17 protein-coding genes are annotated in these 21,049 nt (G+C 74.2%); 10 read left to right on the forward strand and 7 right to left on the reverse strand.

Annotation, left to right across the window (positions count from 1 at the left end):
- The first annotated feature begins 83 nt into the window (after window positions 1-83).
- Both ACIBIW_RS16350 and ACIBIW_RS16355 read left to right on the forward strand, forming a co-directional pair.
- Complete coding sequence (locus ACIBIW_RS16350; protein WP_399336474.1) at window positions 84-2,042, forward strand: protease pro-enzyme activation domain-containing protein; 1,959 nt, start codon at window positions 84-86, stop codon at window positions 2,040-2,042.
- 165 nt (window positions 2,043-2,207) lie between these two features.
- Window positions 2,208-3,968 carry an NAD+ synthase gene (locus ACIBIW_RS16355; protein ID WP_399336476.1) on the forward strand — a complete coding sequence of 587 codons (1,761 nt, stop codon included), beginning with the start codon at window positions 2,208-2,210 and terminating at the stop codon, window positions 3,966-3,968.
- Window positions 3,969-4,025: 57 nt separating this feature from the next.
- Here ACIBIW_RS16355 and ACIBIW_RS16360 read toward each other — a convergent pair whose 3' ends face one another.
- A complete protein-coding gene (locus ACIBIW_RS16360; protein ID WP_399336736.1) occupies window positions 4,026-4,955 on the reverse strand; it encodes an endonuclease/exonuclease/phosphatase family protein in 930 nt (309 codons plus the stop codon).
- 446 nt (window positions 4,956-5,401) lie between these two features.
- Between ACIBIW_RS16360 and panB the strand changes: the two genes are divergently transcribed.
- From panB to ACIBIW_RS16375, 3 genes are all read left to right on the forward strand, one after another.
- Entirely contained in the window at window positions 5,402-6,307 is a 906-nt protein-coding gene (gene panB, locus ACIBIW_RS16365) for a 3-methyl-2-oxobutanoate hydroxymethyltransferase (RefSeq protein WP_399336478.1), read from the forward strand.
- A 200-nt stretch (window positions 6,308-6,507) separates the two neighbouring features.
- On the forward strand, window positions 6,508-7,524 hold the full coding sequence (locus tag ACIBIW_RS16370; protein ID WP_399336480.1) for an ATP-binding cassette domain-containing protein: 1,017 nt from the start codon (window positions 6,508-6,510) through the stop codon (window positions 7,522-7,524).
- Entirely contained in the window at window positions 7,521-8,339 is an 819-nt protein-coding gene (locus ACIBIW_RS16375) for an ABC transporter permease (RefSeq protein WP_399336482.1), read from the forward strand. Before ACIBIW_RS16370 ends, ACIBIW_RS16375 begins: the two co-directional genes overlap by 4 nt.
- A gap of 13 nt (window positions 8,340-8,352) precedes the next feature.
- On the opposite strand, the gene ACIBIW_RS16380 is transcribed toward ACIBIW_RS16375, so the two are convergent.
- Window positions 8,353-11,673 carry an AfsR/SARP family transcriptional regulator gene (locus tag ACIBIW_RS16380; protein WP_399336484.1) on the reverse strand — a complete coding sequence of 1,107 codons (3,321 nt, stop codon included), beginning with the start codon at window positions 11,671-11,673 and terminating at the stop codon, window positions 8,353-8,355.
- 280 nt (window positions 11,674-11,953) lie between these two features.
- Between ACIBIW_RS16380 and ACIBIW_RS16385 the strand changes: the two genes are divergently transcribed.
- Window positions 11,954-12,757, forward strand: coding sequence for a site-2 protease family protein (locus ACIBIW_RS16385; RefSeq protein WP_399336486.1), 804 nt, complete (start codon window positions 11,954-11,956; stop codon window positions 12,755-12,757).
- Window positions 12,758-13,128: 371 nt separating this feature from the next.
- Window positions 13,129-14,595, forward strand: coding sequence for a sugar porter family MFS transporter (locus ACIBIW_RS16390; RefSeq protein ID WP_399336488.1), 1,467 nt, complete (start codon window positions 13,129-13,131; stop codon window positions 14,593-14,595).
- A gap of 22 nt (window positions 14,596-14,617) precedes the next feature.
- Here the strand turns inward: ACIBIW_RS16390 and ACIBIW_RS16395 are convergent, their stop codons facing one another.
- The 3 genes from ACIBIW_RS16395 to ACIBIW_RS16405 form a co-directional block, all read right to left on the reverse strand.
- Window positions 14,618-14,821, reverse strand: a complete 204-nt coding sequence (locus tag ACIBIW_RS16395; RefSeq protein ID WP_399336490.1) for a hypothetical protein — start codon at window positions 14,819-14,821, stop codon at window positions 14,618-14,620.
- A 73-nt stretch (window positions 14,822-14,894) separates the two neighbouring features.
- The gene (gene npdG, locus ACIBIW_RS16400; RefSeq protein WP_399336492.1) at window positions 14,895-15,602 is read right to left on the reverse strand and encodes an NADPH-dependent F420 reductase; all 708 of its coding nucleotides are present in this window, start codon (window positions 15,600-15,602) and stop codon (window positions 14,895-14,897) included.
- Window positions 15,603-15,679: 77 nt separating this feature from the next.
- Complete coding sequence (locus ACIBIW_RS16405) at window positions 15,680-15,922, reverse strand: hypothetical protein (protein ID WP_399336495.1); 243 nt, start codon at window positions 15,920-15,922, stop codon at window positions 15,680-15,682.
- Between the two features lie 146 nt (window positions 15,923-16,068).
- Here ACIBIW_RS16405 and map point away from each other — a divergent pair, with 146 nt between their 5' ends.
- Both map and ACIBIW_RS16415 read left to right on the forward strand, forming a co-directional pair.
- Window positions 16,069-16,926 carry a type I methionyl aminopeptidase gene (gene map / locus ACIBIW_RS16410; RefSeq protein ID WP_399336497.1) on the forward strand — a complete coding sequence of 286 codons (858 nt, stop codon included), beginning with the start codon at window positions 16,069-16,071 and terminating at the stop codon, window positions 16,924-16,926.
- Between the two features lie 192 nt (window positions 16,927-17,118).
- Entirely contained in the window at window positions 17,119-17,790 is a 672-nt protein-coding gene (locus ACIBIW_RS16415; protein ID WP_399336499.1) for a heme oxygenase (biliverdin-producing), read from the forward strand.
- Between the two features lie 30 nt (window positions 17,791-17,820).
- Here ACIBIW_RS16415 and ACIBIW_RS16420 read toward each other — a convergent pair whose 3' ends face one another.
- Together ACIBIW_RS16420 and ACIBIW_RS16425 are read right to left on the reverse strand one after the other, a co-directional pair.
- On the reverse strand, window positions 17,821-18,492 hold the full coding sequence (locus ACIBIW_RS16420) for a PhzF family phenazine biosynthesis protein (RefSeq protein ID WP_399336501.1): 672 nt from the start codon (window positions 18,490-18,492) through the stop codon (window positions 17,821-17,823).
- 52 nt (window positions 18,493-18,544) lie between these two features.
- On the reverse strand, window positions 18,545-19,417 hold the full coding sequence (locus tag ACIBIW_RS16425; RefSeq protein WP_399336503.1) for a LysR substrate-binding domain-containing protein: 873 nt from the start codon (window positions 19,415-19,417) through the stop codon (window positions 18,545-18,547).
- Window positions 19,418-19,935: 518 nt separating this feature from the next.
- Here ACIBIW_RS16425 and ACIBIW_RS16430 point away from each other — a divergent pair.
- Window positions 19,936-20,961 carry a dienelactone hydrolase family protein gene (locus ACIBIW_RS16430; RefSeq protein ID WP_399336505.1) on the forward strand — a complete coding sequence of 342 codons (1,026 nt, stop codon included), beginning with the start codon at window positions 19,936-19,938 and terminating at the stop codon, window positions 20,959-20,961.
- Window positions 20,962-21,049: the final 88 nt, after the last annotated feature.

Consider the following 21,049-nt stretch of genomic DNA (forward strand, 5'->3'; position numbering starts at 1 on the left):
ACATGAACGGTTCATCGCCAAAGTGATCCCTTACGTGTGCGCGTCCTCAGCCACACGGAACGAACCGCATCACAGGGGGTTCCATGAGATCCAGGAGAACCAACCGCGCCGCGGTGCGCACCGGAGTGAGCCTCGCGGCCACCCTGCCGCTGCTCGCCGGCGCGCTCGCCCTCGGCATACCCACGGCCCAGGCCGCGCCTGACCCCGGCGCCAGGGCCGCGCTGAGCGGGACCAAGCCGCTGTGGGCGACCGCGAAGGCCGACCAGGGCGCCGCCCCGGCCTCCTCCGCCGTCACCGCGCGCGTCTACCTCGCGGGCCGGGACGCGGCGGGACTCACGGCCTACGCGAAGGCGGTGTCCGACCCCGGGTCGGCCTCGTACGGCAAGTTCCTCAGCGCCGAGGAGGCACAGCGGCGCTTCGGCGCGACCAAAAACCAGGTGACGGCCGTCACGTCCTGGCTCAAGGGCGCGGGCCTGAAGGTCACCGCCACCACCCGCCACTACGTCGCGGTCAGCGGCAACGTGGCCACCGCGCAGCAGGCGTTCGGCACCGAGCTGCACAGCTACCGCAAGGACGGCAGGACCTACCGCGCCCCGCAGCGCACGGCCTCCGCGCCCGCAGGGCTGAAGGACGCCGTGCTGACCGTCTCGGGCCTCGACAACGCCCCGCACCGGGCGAGCCACCAGGACGAGCTGCCGCCGCCCGACGCCGTCTTCCGCAACTCGGGCCCTCTCTCGTCGTACTACGGCTCCAAGGTCGCGAAGGACCTGCCGCGCGCCTACGGCAAGAAGGCCCCGTACACCGTCAAGGGCTACACCGGAAAGCAGCTCCGTGGCGCCTACGGCGCGGGCAGGGAGACCGGCAGGGGCGTGACGGTGGCGATCACCGACGCCTACGCCTCCTCGACCATCGCCGAGGACGCGGCGCGCTACGCGAAGCGCAACGGCGACGCGGCCTACCGCAAGGGCCAGCTAGGCCAGGTGCTGCCGGACGCGTACACGGACACCGAGGCGTGCGGCGCCTCCGGCTGGTACGGCGAGGAGACCCTGGACGTCGAGGCGGTGCACGCGGTCGCGCCCGAGGCGAACATCACCTACGTCGGCTCCGCCTCCTGCAACGACGACGACTTCCTCGACACGCTCAGCAGCGTCGTCGACGGCCATCTCGCGGACATCGTCTCCAACTCCTGGAGCGACGTCGAGACCAACCAGACCCCGGCCCTGCACGACGCCTACGACCAGGTCTTCCAGCTCGGCGCCATCGAGGGCATCGGCTTCTACTTCTCCTCGGGCGACAGCGGCGACGAGGTCGCGAGCACCGGCACCAAGCAGGTCGACGTGCCCGCGGGCTCGGCGTGGGTGACCTCCGTCGGCGGCACCTCGCTCGCCGTCGGCAGGCACGACAGGTACGAGTGGGAGACCGGCTGGGGCACCGACCAAGCCGCCCTCTCCGACGACGGCAGGAGCTGGACGGACTTCCCCGGCGCCTACACCTCGGGCGCGGGCGGCGGCACGAGCGCCGTGGTGGAGCAGCCGTACTACCAGAAGGGCGTCGTGCCCGACTCGCTCGCGAAGGCGAACGGCGACACCCCGATGCGCACCGTCCCCGACATCGCGGCGGTGGCCGACCCCAACACCGGCTTCCTCGTCGGGCAGACCCAGACCTTCCCGGACGGCTCGCAGCAGTACGGCGAGTACCGCATCGGCGGCACCTCGCTCGCCGCCCCGGTGATCGCGGGCGTACAGGCGCTGGCGCAGCAGGCGCACGGCGGCAGGGCGCTCGGCTTCGCCAACCCGGCGATCTACGACCGCGAGGGCACCCGCCGGATCAACGACGTGACGGACCATCCGCGCGGCAGCGGCAAGGGCCTCGCGGTGGTGCGGGTCGACTACGCCAACGGCTTCGACGACTCCGAGGGCCTGCTCACCTCCGTCCGCAGCCTCGGCAACGACAGCTCGCTGAGCGCGGTGCGCGGCTACGACGACGTCACCGGGGTCGGCTCGCCCGCGCCCGGCTACGTCGAGTCGTACCGCAAGCGGTAACCGGCGCCGCCCCGCGGTCCGTTCCCCGAGGCGCCCGTCCCCGAACCCGGGGGCGGGCGCCTCGCGCACGCGGCGCCGGGGCGCGCGGGTCGACGTGGGGCGGCGTGGGGCGGCCCACACCCCGGGGCGCCGACATCGCGTCGCTCTGACGATTACACTGGCGTGGTGCCTCTACTTCGTCTCGCCCTGAATCAGATCGACTCGACCGTCGGCGACCTCGCGGGCAACGCCGAGGCGGTGCTGCGCTGGGCCAGGCGCTCCGCCGAGCGCGGCGCGCACCTGGCGGCGTTCCCCGAGATGGTGCTCACCGGCTACCCCGTCGAGGACCTGGCGCTGCGCTCGTCCTTCGTCGAGGCGTCCCGTGCGGCGCTGCGCTCGCTCGCCGCCCGGCTCGCCGACGAGGGCCTCGGGGAGCTGCCGGTGGTCGTCGGCTACCTCGACCGCTCACCGGCCGCGCAGCCGCGCTACGGGCAGCCCGCGGGCGCCCCGCAGAACGCCGCCGCGGTGCTGCACGGCGGCCGGGTGGCGCTCACCTTCGCCAAGCACCACCTGCCGAACTACGGCGTCTTCGACGAGTTCCGCTACTTCGTGCCGGGCGACACCCTGCCGGTGGTGCGGGTGCGCGGGGTCGACGTGGCCCTCGCGATCTGCGAGGACCTGTGGCAGGACGGCGGCCGGGTGCCCGCGGCGCGCAGCGCGGGCGCGGGCCTGCTGCTGTCGGTCAACGCCTCCCCCTACGAGCGGCAGAAGGACGACACCCGGCTCGACCTGGTGCGCAAGCGCGCCCAGGAGGCCGGGTGCACCACCGCGTACCTGGCCTCCACCGGCGGGCAGGACGAGCTGGTCTTCGACGGCGACTCGGTCGTGGTGGACGCGGCGGGCACCTGCCTCGCCAGGGCCGGGCAGTTCGCCGAGGAGTGCGTGGTCCTCGACCTCGACCTGCCCGCGGCCGCGGCCGAGCCGGTGACCGGGGTCGTCGACGACGGACTGCGCGTCGAGCGCCTGGTGCTCTCCGAGGACCGGGCGCCCGCCCCCGCCGCCCCGCTGACCGGCGGGCACGCCGAGCCGCTCGACGACGACGCGGAGGTCTACGAGGCGCTGGTGACCGGGGTGCGCGCCTACGTCCTCAAGAACGGCTTCAGGTCCGTGCTCATCGGGCTCTCCGGCGGCATCGACTCCGCGCTGACGGCGGCCCTCGCCGTGGACGCGCTGGGCGCCGACCGGGTGTACGGGGTGTCCATGCCGTCGAAGTACTCGTCCGGGCACTCCAGGGACGACGCGGCGGAGCTGGCCGAGCGCACGGGGCTGCACTTCCGCACGGTCCCCATCGAGCCGATGTTCGACGCGTACATGGGCGCGCTCGGGCTCACCGGGCTCGCCGAGGAGAACCTCCAGTCGCGGCTGCGCGGCACCCTGCTGATGGCCCTCTCCAACCAGGAGGGGCACATCGTGCTCGCGCCGGGCAACAAGTCGGAGCTCGCGGTGGGCTACTCGACGCTCTACGGGGACTCGGTGGGCGCCTACGGGCCGATCAAGGACGTCTACAAGACGTCGGTGTTCCGGCTCGCGCGGTGGCGCAACGAGGAGGCGAAGCGGCGCGGGCAGACGCCGCCGATCCCGGAGAACTCCATCGCCAAGCCGCCGAGCGCGGAGCTGCGCCCCGGCCAGGTGGACACCGACTCGCTGCCCGACTACCCGGTGCTCGACGCGATCCTCGACCTGTACGTGGACCGCGACCAGGGCGCGGACGCCATCGTGGCCGCCGGGTTCGACGCGGATCTCGTGGCCAGGACGCTCAGGATGGTGGACGCGGCCGAGTACAAGCGGCGCCAGTACCCGCCGGGCACGAAGATCTCCGCGAAGGGCTTCGGCAAGGACCGCAGGCTGCCGATCACCAGCGGCTGGCGCGAGGGACGCACGGGCTGAGGGGGGCGCGCGGCCCCCGCCCCGGCCGCGGCTCCTCTCGCGGCGCCAGGCCCGCGGTCAGTCCGAGGACGCCAGGTCGAGCCGGGCCGCGATCGGCAGGTGGTCGCTCGGGGTGCGCGGCAGGGTCCACGAGGACACCGGCTGCACGCCCTTGACCATGATCTGGTCGATGCGGGCCATCGGGAACGACGCGGGCCAACTGAAGCCGAATCCGCTGCCCGCCGCGCCCTGGGTGGAGCGCATCTGGGAGGTGACCCCGTTGAGCGAGCGGTCGTTCATGGTGCCGTTGAGGTCGCCGAGGAGCACCACCCGGTGCTCGGAATCGTGCGAGATGGCGCGGCCGAGCGCGTCGGCGCTGCGGTCGCGCTGGCTCGCCGTGAAGCCGGAGTGCAACTTGACCCGTACCGAGGGCAGATGCGCGACGTACACGGCGGCCCTGCCGTCCGGCGCGCTGACCACGGCGCGCACGGCCCTGGTCCAGCCGAGTTCGATGTCGACCGGCTTGACCCCGCTGAGCGGGTACTTGCTCCACAGCCCGACGGTGCCCCTGACGACCCGGTACTTGTAGGTCGAGGCGAGCGCCTTCTCGTAGACGGGGACGGCGCTCTCGGTCAGCTCCTCAAGGGCGACGAGGTCGGCGCCCGAGGCGGCGACGTCCCGGGCGGTGCCCGCGGGGTCGGGGTTGTCCGCGTTGACGTTGTGGGTGGCGACGGTGAGGTCGCCGCCGCCCCCGGTGCGGTCGGGCAGCAGCCCGACGAACAGGTTCAGCCAGACCGCGAGCGGCAGGATCAGCGCGATCAGCGCGGTCGCGGACTTGCGGACGAGCGCGAGGACCAGCAGCACCGGGATCAGCAGCCCGAACCAGGGCAGAAATGTTTCGCTCAGGCTGCCGAGGTTGCCCACCCGGTTGGGGATGCTGGCGTGCAGCGCGAGCACCAGGGCGAGCAGCACGGCGAGGGCCGCGAGCACCAGGCCGCGGCGCCACATGCCGCGGCCGTCGCGCCAGCCGCGCAGCAGGCGGGCAAGACGGGCTCGTGGGCCGGTATTCCCCGCGTCGTCCCGGCCCGTCTCCGCTACGTACGCCTGCGCCATGAAGCCGCCTCACTGCCTACCCGTGCGTGCGTTCCCGCCACGACCCTAGGGGATGGAACCCCGTGCTTTCGCCGCCCCTGCGGCTCCCGGCCGAGGGGGTGTTCACGCCGGAGGACGGGCGCGGCGGTGTCCCGGGTTCCGGCCGGGCGCCGCATCCGCCCCTGCTGTGACAGAACGCGCATACTCACACGCCGCCACGGGTCCGGTACGTCCCGTGTCCGCCGCGGTCGGGCGCTTACGGGCCGTCGGTCGGCTCTGGCCCCCTCTGGCCTGAAGTGCCACCATGGAGATGGTCCGGAGACGCCGTGAGGGCGCTTCGAGATGACACGAGGAGCGTTGTGATGACGCAGAACCCGGCTGCCCAGACGCCCGCCGTGACCGGCGCGGCGCACGGCGGCGGCACCCAGCACACCGGCGACACGAGCAAGGCGCTGTACGGGGGCAAGTCCTCCCGGCGCATCACCGTCCGCGACATCACCGCCGCCAAGGAGCGTGGCGAGAAGTGGCCGATGCTCACGGCCTACGACGCGATGACGGCGTCCGTGTTCGACGAGGCCGGGATTCCGGTGCTGCTCGTCGGCGACTCGATGGGCAACTGTCATCTCGGCTACGACACCACGGTGCCGGTGACACTCGACGAGATGACGATGCTGTCCGCCGCCGTGGTGCGCGGCACCCGCAGGTCGCTGATCGTGGCCGACCTGCCCTTCGGCAGCTACCAGGAGGGCGCCACCCAGGCGCTGCGCAGCGCCACCCGGCTGGTCAAGGAGGCCGGGGTGGGGGCGGTCAAGCTGGAGGGCGGCGAGCGCTCGCACCGGCAGATACAGCTCCTGGTGGAGTCGGGCATCCCGGTGATGGCGCACATCGGCCTGACCCCGCAGTCCGTGAACGCCATGGGCTACCGGGTGCAGGGCCGCGGCGAGGAGGCCGCGGCGCAACTGCTGCGGGACGCGAAGTCGGTGCAGGACGCGGGCGCGTTCGCGGTGGTGCTCGAACTGGTCCCCGCGGAGCTTGCCGCCGAGGTGACCCGGGTGCTGCACGTGCCGACGGTCGGCATCGGCGCGGGCCCCGAGACCGACGCCCAGGTGCTGGTCTGGACGGACATGCTGGGCCTCACCCCCGGCCGGGTGCCGAGGTTCGTCAAGCAGTACGCGGACCTGCGGTCCGTGATGACGCAGGCGGTACGCGGCTACGCGGACGAGGTGGTGTCGGGCGGGTTCCCCACCGCCGACAACTCGGTCCACTGAGCCGACCGGCGCCCTGAAGTGTGCGGGGGCGCTTCCCGGGAGCCACACGCCCCGGGAAGCGCCCCCGCGGCGTGCCGCCGGGGCTTTGTGGGGCGCCCGGGGCGTCCGGTGGGGGCGCCGACACCGCGGCGCCGCCGTCCTGTAGGCCCTCTGTAGGCGGCTGTCGGCGGGTTGTCGGTGACGGCTGACACCTTGGTGGCATGACGCGAAACCTTGAGAACCACACGACGGCGTCCGCCGTCCGCGTTCGGGGGATGGTCAAGCACTACGGCGAGACCAAGGCCCTGGACGGAGTGGACCTGGACGTCCACGAAGGCACCGTACTGGGGGTGCTGGGGCCCAACGGCGCCGGGAAGACCACCCTCGTGCGCTGCCTGTCCACGCTGATCACACCGGACGCGGGCGAGGCGACGGTCGCCGGGCTCGACGTGCTGCGACAGCCGCGCGCGGTGCGCCGGGTGATCGGCCTGACCGGGCAGTACGCCTCGGTCGACGAGAAGCTGTCGGGCCGCGAGAACCTGTATCTGATCGGCCGGCTGCTCGACCTGCCCCGCAAGACCGCGCGGACCAGGGCCGAGGAGCTGCTGGAGCGCTTCTCGCTCACCGAGGCGGCCAAGCGGCCCGCGAACACCTACTCGGGCGGTATGCGGCGCCGGCTCGACCTGGCCGCCTCCATGATCGGCAGCCCGTCGGTGCTGTACCTGGACGAGCCCACCACCGGCCTCGACCCCCGTACGAGGAACGAGGTGTGGGCCGAGGTCAAGCGGATGGTCGCCGAGGGCGCCACCGTGCTGCTGACCACGCAGTACATGGAGGAGGCCGAGCAGCTCGCGAAGGAGCTGACCGTCGTCGACCGGGGCCGGGTGATCGCGGGCGGCCGGGTCGACGAGCTGAAGGCGAAGGTCGGCGGGCGCACCCTGCGGGTCACCCCCGCCGACCGCGCGGAGCTGCACCCGACCGCGCGCGCCCTCGACGACTTCGGCCTCACCGGCCTCGCCACATCCGCCGTCGACGAGGAGAGCGGCTCCCTGCTGGTGCCGATCCTCAGCGACGAGCAGCTCACCGCGGTCGTCGGCGCGGTCACCGCGCGCGGCATCACGATCGCCTCCATCAGCACGGAACTGCCCAGCCTCGACGAGGTGTTCCTGTCGCTCACCGGCCACAAGGCCAGTGCTCCCCAGGACCCCGCGCCCGTACCCGAAGGGGTCTCCGCATGACGACCGCAGTGATCGACGCCCCCGCGCACCTGAAGGACGACGGCCGTATCGGCCTGCGCGCGCATCTGCGGCACACCGGTGCGCTGGCCCGCCGCAACCTCCTGTGGATCAAGGAGGACCCCGAGTCGATCTTCGACGCGGTGCTGATGCCGATCGTGTTCACGCTGCTGTTCGTGTTCGTCTTCGGCGGCGCGATCGCGGGCAAGGGCAACCAGGACGAGTACGTGGCGTACGTGGTGCCGGGGCTCATGGCGATGATGGGGATGAACCTCGCCATGGGGGTGGGCACCGGGTTCAACCAGGACTTCCAGACCGGGGTCATGGACCGCTTCAGGTCGCTGCCGATCGCCAGGGCCTCGGTGATGATCGCGAAGATCGTCGTGGAGATCGGGCGGATGCTGCTCGCCACCGCGATCCTGCTCGCGGTGGGCTTCATCCTCGGGCTCTCGGTGGCCGACGTGCCGGGCCTGTTCGCCGCGATCGGGCTCTCCGCGGTCTTCGGCATGTCCATCATGTGGATCTTCATCACGATGGGCGTGGTGATGAAGAGCGCGCAGGCCATCCAGGGCATGGGCTTCCTGGTGCTGATGCCGCTCCAGTTCGGCTCGTCGATCTTCGCGCCGACCAGCTCGATGCCGGGCTGGCTCCAGGCGTTCACGGACTACAACCCGCTGTCGTCGCTGGCCGACGCCGCGCGCGGGCTGATGAACGGCGGCCCGGTCGGGCACGACGTGCTGGTGACGCTGGTCTGGTCGGTGGTCATCACGGCGGTGATGGCGCCGATCGCGATCCACAAGTTCCGTACGAAGAGCTGAACCGCGTCTCGCGTCAGACGAGGGCGGCGGCCTCCGGGAGGGAGAGCCCGCCGCCCTCGGCGTACGCGGCGTCGAAGGCGTCGTCGCCGAGGGCGGCGACGGCGGCGGTGCGGGCGCGTTCGACGACGGTGCGCTCCATCGCGCCGGGCACGAAGCGGTCGGGCAGCAGCGCGTGCGCGGCACCGAGCAGCCGGGCGGCGTCCGCGGCCCGCGCCGAGCCGTCGGCCTCCGCGACCCCCAGGGCGGCGATCAGCAGCAGCAGGGACGGCATCTGGGGCGCGACCATGCGCGCGAGCGGGTCGAGGGGGCGGGTGAGCGTCGCCCTGACCTGGGCGAGGCCGCCCTCGTAGTCCCCCTCCATGAGCAGCAGCCAGCCCTCGCAACTGTCGAGGAAGCCCTCGAAGACGAGGAAGACGGACGAGTTGAAGCCCTCGCGCAGCAGCTGCACCTGCTCGCGCGCCTCCGCGACGCGCCCGGTGCGGCCGAGCAGGAGGGCCAGGAAGAGCCGCCCGGCGGCCATGGCCTCGTGGGCGCTGCCGCGGTCGTCCTCGATGGTGGCGCGCAGCAGCCGCTCGCCCTCCGCGGTCTCCCCCGCCTCGGCGAGCACGTTGCCGAGCCTGAGGGTGAGCACGGCGACCTGGGAGTGGGCGCCGAGCCGCCTGGCGAGCCGGATGGCGCCGCGGTGGTCGTCGGCGGCGCGGGCGTAGTCGCCCACCCGCTCCGCGGCCTCGGCCCGCGCCGACAGCGCCTCCGCGGTGCCCCAGGAGTCGCCGAGTTCGCCGAAGATCCGCAGCGACTCGTCGGCGTCGACCCGCGCGTCGGCGGCCAAAGCGCTGTCGTTGGCGAGGATGTTGGCCCTGGACTGGAGGGCGGCGGCCAGCTCCCAGCGGTAGCCGAGGGCCCGGCAGGCGGCGATGGTCCTGTCGATGGCGGCGTGCACCGCCCTGGCCTCGCCCTGGAAGAGCATCGCGTAGAACCAGAGGTTGCCCGGGGTGCGGCAGGACTGCGGCAGGCCCTGCGAGTAGACCCGGGTGATCGCTTCGAGCAGGGCCTTGGCCGCCGGGGTCTGCCAGCGCTCAAGCTCCAGGTCCATGCAGGTCAGCATGATGACGCGGATCTCGCGGCGGGCCTCGACCAGCACCTCGGGGGCCATCGGGGGCGGCGCGGCGGTGCAGGGCTCGTACAGCGGCGGTACCGGGGTGTCGGTGTCCTCGAAGGGGTCGGGGCCGAGCGCCGCGACGGCGTTGGACCAGATCCTCGCCTCGTCGCGCAGGTCGTGGATCTGCCAGTACCAGACGAGCGAGAGGACCAGGCAGAGCGCCTCGTGCTCGTCGCGGACGGCGACCGCGTGCCGCAGGGCGGTGCGCAGGTTCTCGTAGTCGGCGCTGATCCTGGCGATCGCGGCGGCCTGTCCTGGGCCGCGCAGCTCGGGGTCGGCGGTCCTGGCCAGCTCGCGGTGGTACGTGAGGTGGGCGCGCTCGGCGGCGGGCCTGCCGCCGGACTCGTCGAGCCGTTCGCCCGCGTACTCGGCGACGGTCTCCAACAACCGGTAGCGCATGGCGCCCGCGCCGCCGGGTGCGGCGACGACGAGCGACTTGTCGACGAGGGAGCCGAGCACGTCCAGCACGTCGGGCCCGCCGGGTGTGCCGCACACCGCCTCGGCGGCGGCGAGTTCGCAGCCGCCGGAGAACACCGAGAGGCGGCCGAGCACCGCGCGCTCGCCCGCGTCGAGCAGGTCCCAGGACCAGTCGACGACGGCCCGCAGGGTCTGCTGGCGCGGCAGCACGGTGCGGGCGCCGCCGGTGAGGAGGGCGAAGCGGTCGTCGAGCCGGTCGGCTATCTGCCGGGGCGTCAGCAGCCGCAGCCGGGCCGCGGCCAGTTCGATGGCGAGCGGCAGCCCGTCGAGGCGGCGGCAGATCTCGGCGGCGGCCTCCGGGTCGTCGGCCATGTCGAAGCCGGTGCGTACGGCCGAGCCGCGCTCGGCGAGCAGCCGCATGGCGACCGGCTGCGGCAGCGGCTCCACGGCGCGCACCGACTCGCCGGGGACACCGAGCGGTTCCCTGCTGGTGGCGAGCACGGTGAGCCCGGGGCAGTACGCGAGGAGCTGTTCGACGAGCCCGGCGGCCGCGGTGATCACATGCTCGCAGTTGTCGAGGACCAGCAGCATGCGGCGCGGGGCGCAGTGCTCGACGAGCCGGGCCAGGCTGCCGCCGTGCCGGTCGGTGACGGCTCGCAGCTCCTCCGCGCCGCCGCCGCGCAGCACGGTGGTACGGGCGCCGAGCGCGGCGGCGACGGCCTCGGGCACCGCCTCCGGGTCGTCCACGGGCGCCAGTTCGGCCATCCAGGCGCCGTCGGGCAGGCCGGCCGCGACCCGCTCTGCGGCCTCCTGGGAGAGCCGGGTCTTGCCCGAGCCGCCGGGCCCGAGGAGGGTGACGAGCCGTTCCGAGCCGAGCCTCGCGGTGATGTCCTCGATGTCCTCCTCACGCCCGACGAACGAGGTGAGGCGGGCCCGCAGGTTGCCACGGACCGCGGGACGCGGCGCCGGTGCAGGTCCGTGAGCGCGCGCGGGGTCGGGGCCGGGGCCCGGCGCGGCGGGGCGGGCCGGGCGGGCGGGGGCGCCGCGCAGCAGTTCCGCGTGCAGGGCGCGCAGCTCGGGGCCCGGGTCGGTGCCGAGGCTCGCGGCGAGCGCGCGGCGCACCGCCTCGTATCCGGCGAGCGCCTCGGCGCCGCGTCCCGCGTCGCGCAGCGCGCGCAGCCGCAGCACCTGGACGGGCTCGTCGAGGGGGTGGGCGTCGCACAGCGCGGTCAGCTCGGGCAGCGCGCCCTCGGCGTCGCCGCGCGCCACCCTGGCGGCGAGCGCGGCCCTGCTGACCTCGCGGTGCCTTGCCTCCCAGCGGTGGCCCTCGGAGCCGCGGTCGGCGAGGTCGGCGAGCACCGGGTCCTGCCAGAGCGCGAGCGCGTCGTCGAGGAGGGCCCCGGCCTTGACCGGGTCGCCGTCGGCGAGCGCGCGTGCGCCCTGGGTGGCGAGCCGGTCGAAGCGGAGCAGGTCGATGTCGTCCGGCTCGGCGACGAGCCGGTAGCCGCCCTCCTCGGAGACGACCAGGTCGGGTCCGATGGCCCGGCGCAGCCGCCTGACCAGGGCCTGGAGCGCGGCGGGCGCGTCGGCGGGCGGCTCGCCCGCCCAGACCTCGCCGACGAGGACGGGCGTGGGCACGGTGCGCCCTGGGCGCAGCGCGAGGACGGTCAGCAGGCCGCGCAGCCGCGCCCCGCCGACCGGGACGGGGGTGCCGTCGGCCTTCAGGACGCGGGTGGTGCCGAGGATGCGATAGCGCACCCGGCCATTGTCCCCGCTCGGGGGCCGCGGGGGCACGGCTCCCCCCGGGTCGGCGCGCGCCGCGCCCCGCCGGTGCGGAACTCGCCGCGTGCTCGACTCGTTCTGGCCTTGCGGCCGCGGCGGCGCCCGGTGCCACGGGCGGCGCCGCGCGGGCGGCATCCGGTGCGCCGCCCTCCCGCGGCGGCGCCGTACCGTGTCCGCCCGGCGGCGCCGTACCGTGTCCGTCCGGTGCCCGCCCCACACCTGCCCCCCGTCCACCCCATGTACAGGAGCCACCGCGATGACCACCAGCGCCTACCGCCGCCAGGGCGGCGACCAGCGCGTCAGCCCCGTGTTCCTGGGGATCGTGGCCGTGATGGTGCTCGGCGGCTGGGGCGCGTGGACGGGGTCCTACGACCGAGGCTTCGCGGTGTTCCTGTTCGTGGTGGCCGCGTGGGTGGTCTCGCTCTGCCTGCACGAGTACGCGCACGCGCGCACCGCGCTGCACAGCGGGGACCGCACCATCGGCGCCAAGGGCTATCTGACGCTGAACCCGCTGAAGTACACCCAGGCGTGGCTGAGCATCATCCTTCCGGTGCTCTTCGTGATCATGGGCGGGATCGGTCTGCCGGGCGGCGCGGTCTACATCGACCGGCATCTGATCAGGGGCCGCTGGCGGCACAGCCTGATCTCGGCGGCGGGCCCGCTGACGAACGTGCTCTTCGCGGTGGTGTGCACGGCCCCGTTCTGGCTGCACGCCCTCGACGGGGTGCCGTCCGCGTTCCGCTTCGGGCTCGCGTTCCTCGCGCTGCTCCAGGTGTCGGCGGCGATCCTGAACCTGATCCCGGTGCCGGGCCTCGACGGCTACGGGATCATCGAGCCCTGGCTCACACCCGCGGCCCGCCGCCAGGTGGAGCCGCTGGCGCCCGTGGGCTTCCTGCTGGTCTTCGCGCTGCTGTGGATTCCGGCGGTGAACGACGTGTTCTTCGACGCGGTGGACGCGATCCTGCGCGGCCTCGGGGTGTCGGACCTCGACACGTTCCTGGGCCGCGACCTCTTCCGCTTCTGGAAGGACAGCGCGGACATCCCCCAGATCGGACTCTGAAGGCCACGCGCCCCGCCCGGCGCCCGCCCCGGTGAACGGTGTACGTGCCACCCGTACGGCCGCCTGCCGCGGGAGCGTCCCCGGCGGGCCGCACCTCACCCGGTCCGCCTGTCCTGCGTCGGCGGCGGGAAGCCTCCCGTACGCGAATATCCCGCGATGAACCGGGGGCGACCGGGTAGACGGGGGCGTGGCGGATCATGACGGCGCCCCGGGCGGCGAGGCGGCGCCCGGGCGGCGGCAGCGGCCCCGGCTCGGTGGGCCGCACGGCCGCGGGGGCGCTTACATGGACGCACACGGACCGCTTCGTCCGCGTATGCGGAGAGTGTGCGCGGGGGCGGTCAGGGCGACGAGGTGAGGCGGGTGGTGCGCCGATGGCCGACGCGGTCACGGATACAGGGAGGCCGGGGCGGCCTGACTCCGGCGGGCGCAAGGGCAAGGCGGTGGGCGTCTCGATCGCCGCCGCGGTGGGCGGCTTCCTCTTCGGCTTCGACTCCTCGGTGATCAACGGCGCCGTCAACTCCCTCGACTCCCACTTCGGGCTCGGCTCCTTCCTCTCGGGGTTCGTCGTCTCGATCGCGCTGCTCGGCTGCGCGGTGGGCGCCTGGTACGCGGGGCGGCTCGCCGACAGTTGGGGGCGGCGCAACGTGATGCTGCTGGGCTCGGCGATGTTCGTCATCAGCTCGGTGGGCTCCGCGCTCGCGTTCAGCGTGCCCGACCTGCTGGTGTGGCGGGTGATCGGCGGCCTGGGCATCGGCATCGCCTCGGTGATCGCGCCCGCGTACATCTCGGAGGTGGCCCCGGCGTCGGGGCGCGGCGCGCTGGGCTCGCTCCAGCAGCTCGCCATCACGGTGGGGCAGCTCGTCGTGCTCAGCTCCAACAAGGGGCTGGCGAGCGCGGCGGGCGGCGCCTCCCAGAACCTGTGGTGGGGGCTCCCGGCCTGGCGGTGGATGTTCCTGGTGGGCGTGGTCCCGGCGGCGGTGTACGGGGTGCTGGCGCTGATGATCCCGGAGTCGCCGCGCTACCTGGTGCTCAAGGGCGACTTCGACCGCGCCTCCGGGGTGCTTGAGCGGGTCTCCGGGGAGCGCGACGGGCGCGCGAAGGTGGAGGAGATCCGCACCACGCTCCGCAAGGAGCACCGCAGCAGCTTTGGCGACATCAGGGGCGCGTCCTTCGGTCTTCACCCGCTGGTGTGGGTGGGCATCGTGATGGCGGCGCTCCAGCAGCTCGTCGGCATCAACGCGATCTTCTACTACTCGACCACGCTCTGGCAGTCGGTCGGCTTCAGCGAGTCCAGCTCCTTCACCACGTCGGTGATCACCGCGGCGATCAACGTCGTGATGACCGTCGTGGCGATGCTGTACGTGGACCGGGTGGGCAGGCGCAGGCTGCTGACGATCGGCTCCGTGGGGATGTGCCTGGCGCTGCTGCTGACGACCGTCGCGTTCTCGCAGCAGCAGGGCAGCGGCGAGGACGTGGCGCTGCCGGACCCGTACGGCCCGCTCGCGCTGGTCGGCGCGAACCTGTTCGTGGTGTTCTTCGCGCTGTCCTGGGGCCCGGTGATGTGGGTGATGCTCGCGGAGATGTTCCCGAACCGGATGCGGGCGATGGCGCTGGCCATCGGCACCGCCTCGAACTGGATCTTCAACTTCATCGTGACGTTCTCGTTCGAGCCCGCGACCCGCAACGTGGGCCTGTCCTGGCTGTACGGCGCGTTCGCGCTCTTCGCCTTCCTGTCGTTCTTCTTCGTACGGCTGAAGGTACCGGAGACGAAGCAGCAGACGCTGGAGGAGATGACGGGCGACACCTACCGGCGGCCCGAGGCCGGGGCGCGGCGGTGAGGCGGCCGCGGGCGGCGCGGCGTCAGCGGGCGGCGGGGGCGCCGCCCGGGGCGCCGGCCGCGCGGCGGGCCCTCGCCCTGCGGACGTAGTACCAGGCCATGTTGGAGGCGAGCCCGGCGAGCAGCAGCCAGACGACGCCGAGCCAACTGCCGTGGACGAAGGAGAACACGGCGGCGGCGAGGGCGAGGACGAAGAGGGCGGTGGCGTAGGCGGCGAGGCGTGGCATGGGTGCTGGTGTCCTTCTCCGGTACGGGCGCCCGGGCCGCCGCCCGCTCCAAGGGGGGCGGCCCGTACGGGCCCTAGATGTCGGTGACGCGCAGGCCCGCGTGGGCCTTGTGGCGGCGGTTGACCGAGATGAGGTTGGCCACCAGCGCCTCCACCTGGTGGGCGTTGCGCAGGCGGCCCGCGTACACGCCCCGCATCCCGGGGATGCGCCCGGCGAGCGCCTGCACGATGTCGGTGTCGGCGCGCGCCTCGCCGAGGACCATCACATCGGTGTCGATCTCCGCGACGCCCGCGTCCTGGAGGAGCACCGCCGAGAGGTGGTGGAAGGCGGCGGCGACCCGGGAGTCGGGCAGCAGGGCGGCGGCCTGTTCCGCGGCGCTGCCCTCCTCGGGGCGGATCGCGTACGCGCCCTTCTTGTCGAAGCCGAGCGGGTTGACGCAGTCGACGACGAGCTTGCCCGCCAGCTCCGCGCGCAGCCCTTCGAGGGTGGCCGCGTGCCCGTCCCACGGCACCGCCACGATCACGACGTCGCTGCGGGCGGCGCAGTCCGCGTTGGCCGCGCCGGTGACCCCGTGCCCGAGTTCGGCGGCGGCGCTGGCGGCGCGCTCGGCGGCGCGGGAACCGATAACGACCCGCTGGCCCGCGCGGGCCAGCCGGTAGGCGAGGCCGCGGCCCTGGTCGCCGGTGCCGCCGAGCACCCCCACCACGAGCCCGGAGACGTCGGGCAGGTCCCAGGGGTCCCTGGCGGGGGGCTTGGCCGCGGAAGCATCAGGAGAAGTCATGGCCGGAGTCTATAAGCGGGACGGTTCGGGGCTTTCGTGCCCACCGCGACCCCACCGCGGCCCCGCGCCGCGCCCGGTCAGCCGTTCCCGTGGGTGTCCGCGTCGCGCGTGGTGTCCGCGTCGTGCCAGCGGGGGTCGTTCTCCCACTCGGCGTTGCGCTCGGCGGAGGTCTCCCTGGCGTGCTGGGCCGCCTCGCGGGTGGGGAAGGGGCCGAGCCTGTTCTTCGCGGGGCACTCGGGCCCCTCCTCGACCTTCCCGTGCTCCAGGCAGTAGTACCACTCGCCGGGCTTCCCCGTGGTCCGCCTCTTGAACAGGGCCATCGTCGGCTCCTTCGCGTCTGCTGCTGTCGTCGGGCCCGTGCGCCGCCGCGCCACCGGCACGGGCCCGGCACGGGCGCCCGTACGGAGCCGGGTCACGGGCCCACGCTCGCCATGGTGCCCCAGCGGCGCTGGTTACACTCGCTGGCATGTCTGGTCAGCCGCTGCTCGTACCTGGGGACGTCTCCCCCACCCGCTCCGTGCCCCCCGCCATCAGGCGCCCCGAGTACGTGGGGAAACCCGCGCCGACGCCCTACGAGGGCCCGGAGGTGCAGGACCCTGAGACGGTGGAGCGGATGCGGATCGCCGGGGGTATCGCGGCGCGCGCCATGGCGGAGGCGGCGAAGGCCATCGCGCCCGGGGTGACCACGGACGAGCTTGACCGCATCGGGCACACGTACATGTGCGACCACGGCGCCTACCCCTCGACGCTCGGCTACCGCGGCTTCCCCAAGTCGCTGTGCACGTCCGTCAACGAGGTGATCTGCCACGGCATCCCGGACTCCACGGTGCTGCGCGACGGCGACATCGTGAACCTGGACGTGACCGCGTACATCGGCGGTGTGCACGGCGACACCAACGCCACCTACCTGGTCGGGGACGTGGCGGAGGAGTCGCGGCTGCTGGTGGAGCGCACCAGGGAGTGCCTCGACCGGGCGATCAGGGCGGTGCGCCCCGGCCGCCAGATCAACGTCATCGGGCGGGTCATCGAGTCCTACGCGAAGCGCTTCGGCTACGGCGTGGTGCGGGACTTCACCGGGCACGGCATCAACGAGTCGTTCCACTCCGGGCTGATCATCCCGCACTACGACAGCCCCCAGGCGACGACGGTGATGCGGCAGGGGATGACGTTCACGATCGAGCCCATGCTGACGCTCGGCAGCTACGACTACGACATGTGGGACGACGGCTGGACGGTGGTGACCAAGGACCGCCGCAGGACGGCCCAGTTCGAGCACACGCTGGTGGTCACGGACGGCGCTCCCGAGGTGCTGACGCTGCCCTGAGCGGGGTCACGGCGCCCGGCGGCGGGCGCCGGTCCCGGGTGCCGGGCGGGCCCGGCGGCGGCCGGTGAGGGGGCGGTCGGGGGCGGATTTCCTCGTGGCCGGGTGACAGGACATGACCCGGGGTGTTGACTTAGGTAAGCCTTGCCTAACATCATCATCGGGTCAGCCATCCGTCCCGTCCCGGAGGTCCGTATGGACACGACGCCGTTCATGGACACGACGCCGTTCTCGGCCGCGATTCGCGCCGCGTCCCAGGAGGCCCACACCGAGGCCGAGACCTCCCCGTTCATGGGCGCGCTGCTCGCCGGCTCGCTCGGCATAGCGGCCTTCGCCCGCTACACGGAACAGCTCTACTTCGTCTACGAGGCCCTGGAGTCCGGCGCCGAGCGGCTGCGGGACGACCCGGTCGCCGGGCCCTTCATCCGCCCCGAGCTGCTGCGGCTGCCCCAGCTCGAACGGGACCTCGCGCATCTGCGGGGCCCCGACTGGCGCGCCGGGCTCACGGCGCTGCCCGCCACCGCCGAGTACGCCGCCCGGGTCCGCGCCTGCGCGGCCGACTGGCCGGGCGGCTATGTGGCGCACCACTACACGCGCTACCTCGGCGACCTCTCCGGCGGCCAGATCATCAGGGACCGCGCCGAGCGCGCCTGGGGGTTCGCCCGCAAGGGGGACGGGGTGCGGTTCTACGTGTTCGAGGGCATTCCCAACCCGGCCGCGTTCAAGCGGGAGTACCGCGCGCTGCTCGACGCCGTCCCCGCCGACGAGTTGGAGCGGCAGCGGATCGTGGCGGAGTGCGGGCGGGCGTTCGAGCTGAACACCCGGGTGTTCGGGGCGCTCGGGGAGCAGTTCCCGCTGACCGCCTGAGACGCCCCCCTCGGAGGGGCGGACGTCGCGTCAGTGTCCCGGGTCGCCCTCGTGGGTGAGGGCGACCCGGCCGCCGATCTCGATCCAGCCCTCGGGCTGGGGCGCCGTCAGGAGCTGGCCGCCGGGGCCCTGGTGGATGTTGAGGGCGCGGCCGAGCGCGGCCGTCAGCAGCAGCGCGGGGGTGCCGGTGACGGCGTCGTCCGGGGCGCCCGGGGCCTCGGGGGCGGGGGTGACTTCCCTGGCCTCGATACGGCCCGCCGCCTCGTCCTGCCAGGCCCAGCCGTAGACGGGGCCGTCGCGCGCGGTGAGGGCGTCGAGTTCCGCGGGGGCGGCGCACTGCCGCAGGGTCCACGGCGGTGCCCACTCGGGACGTGCCTCGATCCAACTGAACTCGCCGTCGAGCCGGGCGAGCGGCTCCCCCGCGGGGGTGACCAGCTCGGGCAGGTCGAGCAGCCAGCCGGCGCCGACGCAGGCGTGCGCGGCGAACGGCACCCGGGCGGTGGGCGCGTGGATGTCGACGGCGCCGCGCTCGGGGTCGTCCACGAACACCGTCCACAGGCCGAGGCCCGCCGCCGTCGCCTCCCGCTCCGCCGCCCCGGGGACGGCGCCGCCGTCCCGTACGACCGCGAGCGGGGTGCCGTGCCGCCCCCGGGGGTCGCAGAAGACCCGCAGGCGGTCGACGGTGGGGCGGCGCGTTGTCATGGCGCCCCCATTGAACCAGCCCCCGGACCGCCGCACTCCCCCGCGCGGCGGCTCAGCCACGCCAGTCGCGGCCCGCCGTGCGCAGCAGGTCCCACACCGCGGCGGCGGCAGGCGACGCGGGTCCGGAACGCGCCGCCAGATAGAGGGTGTTGAGCGGCGGGAGCGCGGGTTCGAGCAGGGGGCGCAGCCGCCCGTCGGCGAGTTCGGCGGCGCACAGATAGCGCGGCAGCACCGACACCCCCGCGCCCGCCGCCACCGCCGCGAGCACGCCCCGCAGGTCGGGTACCACGAGCGCGGGGGCGCGGGTGGGGCGGGTGCCGAAGACGGTGCGCCAGTAGCGGCGCACGATCGGCAGGTTCTCCGCGTACGACACCAGCGGGGCCGCGGACGGCTCGCCCGCCGCCCCGTCCCCCGCCCCGACGAGCACGAACTCCTCGTCGCACAGGGGCTCCACGCGCAGCCCCCGCAGCCGCGGCCGCACCGTGCAGACCGCCAGGTCGAGCGCGCCGCCGGTCAGCCCGGAGAGCAGTTCCTCGGGCAGCCCGAGGGTGACGCGCAGGTGCAGGCCCTCGGTGACCAGCGGGGCGAGGGCGGGGAGCACCCGGGCGCAGACGAACTCGGCGGGACCGCCCAGATGGACGGTGCGGGCGAACCGGCCGGCCGCGGCGCCGAGGTCGGCGCGGACGGTGTCCTCCAGGGAGTCGAGCGGTCCCGCGACGCGCGCGGCGAGCCGGTCCGCCGCGGGCGTCGGGGCCATGCCCCGGGGCACCCGCTCGAACAGCGGCCTGCCCAGGGCCGTTTCGAGGGCCCTGACGCGGTCGGTGACGGTCGGCTGGGCGAGGCCGAGCAGTTCGGCCGCGCGGGTCACCGAGCCCGCGCGGTAGACGCCGAGGAAGGTGCGCAGCAGATCGAGGGAGACGCCCATGGGATATCCGTACCAGAGCGGCATCGGAATTCCGATGGGAGCACCCGTGATCGGCTATTGGAATCCGATGGCCCGGTGGGCGAGGCTCGACGGTGTACGCCCGGGGTGGTCCCGGGGCGCGGGCAGGGGGCGATGTGCGGTGAAGGACCGGATTCTGCTGGTGCTGACCAGCCACGGCAGGCCGGGGGACACCGGCCGGGGCACCGGTTTCCACGCCGGGGCGGCGGCGCACCCCTGGGAGGTGTTCACCCGGGCGGGCCACCCGGTGGACATCGTGAGCTGCGCGGGCGGGCCGCCCCCCGTGGCCGCCAGGGACGACGCCGACCCGGTGCAGCGGCGCTTCTTCGCCGACCCCGGAGTCGCCGCTGCGCTCGCCGCGGCGCCGCCCGCCGCGTCCGCGGAACCCGCGCGCTACGGCGCGGTGTTCTTCGCGGGCGGCCACGGCGCCCTGGGGGACTTCCCCGACAACCCCGCGCTCGCGCGGATCGCCCGCGAGGTCCACGAGGGCGGCGGGGGGGGTGGCCGCGGTCAGCCACGGGCCCGCCGCGCTGCTCGGGGTCACGCTCACGGACGGCTCCCGGCTCCTCGCCGGCAAACGGGTGGCGGCGCTCACGGGGGCGGAGGAGAAGGCGGTGGGGCTCGGCGGCGCGGCGCCTTTCCCGCTCGTCGAGCGGCTGGTCGCGGAGGGCGCCACGCAGGTGCCCGGACCCGGCTTCGCCGAGCACACGGTGCGCGACGGGCGGCTGGTCACCGGGCAGAACCCGGCGTCGGCCGCGGCGGTGGCGCGTGCCGTGGTGCGGATGCTGGCCGCCGGGTGGACCGAGATCCCGACGGCCGCCGCGGACGGCGGCACCCTGGGCGCGTACGTGGCGCGGCCGGACGGCGCGGGGCCGTTTCCCGGGGTGGTGGTGGCGCCGGAACTCTTCGGCGTGAACGGCCATGTCGAGGACGTCACCCGGCGCGTCGCGGAACTGGGCTGTGTGGCGATCGCGCCCGACTTCCACCACCGCACCGAGCCCCGCGCCGCCCTCGGCTACGACACGGCGGGCCGGGAGCGCGGCTTCGCGCTGCTGAACGCGCTCACCAGGGACGGGGTCACCGAGGACGTCGCCGCCGCGCTCACCCATCTGAGCCGCCGGGAGGGCACCACACCGCGCACCGGGATGGTCGGCTTCAGCGTGGGCGGGCACCTCGCGGTGATCGCCGCGGCCCGGCTCGGCCTCGACGCGACGGCCGCGTTCTACCCGGGCTGGCTCACGGGCACCGAGTTCCCGATCGGCCGCCCCGAGCCGACGCTCGGACTCGTCGGGGACATCAGGGGGCGGCTGCTTGTGCTGGTGGGCGAGGACGACCACGTGGTGCCGGCCGCGGACCGGGAGCGGATCGCCGCCGCGCTCGCCGCGGCAGGGCCCCGCCATGAACTCGTCGTCCCGGCGGGCATCCCGCACGGCTACTTCTGCGACGAGCGCGACAGCTACCGGCCCGAGGCGGCGGCGGACGCATGGCGGCGGGTGGCGCGCCTGCTGGACGGGCTGCGGATGTAGGGCGCGATCGCCGGGCGGCCGGGGCACAGGGACGGGCGCCCCAGGGCGAGGAGTGGGGCGCCCGGGGCGCGGGGGGGGGCGCTCCGGG

Source organism: Streptomyces sp. NPDC050560 (genome assembly GCF_044457285.1).
Classification (GTDB): Bacteria; Actinomycetota; Actinomycetes; order Streptomycetales; family Streptomycetaceae; genus Streptomyces.

Coding starts and splice junctions, on each gene's coding strand:
- ACIBIW_RS16350 (WP_399336474.1), top strand. CDS start 84: ATGAGATCCAGGAGAACCAACCGCGCCGCGGTGCGCACCGGAGTGAGC.
- ACIBIW_RS16395 (WP_399336490.1), bottom strand. CDS start 14,821: ATGCCACGCCTCGCCGCCTACGCCACCGCCCTCTTCGTCCTCGCCCTC.
- panB (WP_399336478.1), top strand. CDS start 5,402: ATGACGCAGAACCCGGCTGCCCAGACGCCCGCCGTGACCGGCGCGGCG.
- ACIBIW_RS16360 (WP_399336736.1), bottom strand. CDS start 4,955: ATGTGGCGCCGCGGCCTGGTGCTCGCGGCCCTCGCCGTGCTGCTCGCC.
- ACIBIW_RS16390 (WP_399336488.1), top strand. CDS start 13,129: ATGGCCGACGCGGTCACGGATACAGGGAGGCCGGGGCGGCCTGACTCC.
- ACIBIW_RS16405 (WP_399336495.1), bottom strand. CDS start 15,922: ATGGCCCTGTTCAAGAGGCGGACCACGGGGAAGCCCGGCGAGTGGTAC.
- ACIBIW_RS16420 (WP_399336501.1), bottom strand. CDS start 18,492: ATGACAACGCGCCGCCCCACCGTCGACCGCCTGCGGGTCTTCTGCGAC.
- ACIBIW_RS16385 (WP_399336486.1), top strand. CDS start 11,954: ATGACCACCAGCGCCTACCGCCGCCAGGGCGGCGACCAGCGCGTCAGC.
- npdG (WP_399336492.1), bottom strand. CDS start 15,602: ATGACTTCTCCTGATGCTTCCGCGGCCAAGCCCCCCGCCAGGGACCCC.
- ACIBIW_RS16370 (WP_399336480.1), top strand. CDS start 6,508: ATGACGCGAAACCTTGAGAACCACACGACGGCGTCCGCCGTCCGCGTT.
- ACIBIW_RS16425 (WP_399336503.1), bottom strand. CDS start 19,417: ATGGGCGTCTCCCTCGATCTGCTGCGCACCTTCCTCGGCGTCTACCGC.
- ACIBIW_RS16415 (WP_399336499.1), top strand. CDS start 17,119: ATGGACACGACGCCGTTCATGGACACGACGCCGTTCTCGGCCGCGATT.
- map (WP_399336497.1), top strand. CDS start 16,069: ATGTCTGGTCAGCCGCTGCTCGTACCTGGGGACGTCTCCCCCACCCGC.
- ACIBIW_RS16375 (WP_399336482.1), top strand. CDS start 7,521: ATGACGACCGCAGTGATCGACGCCCCCGCGCACCTGAAGGACGACGGC.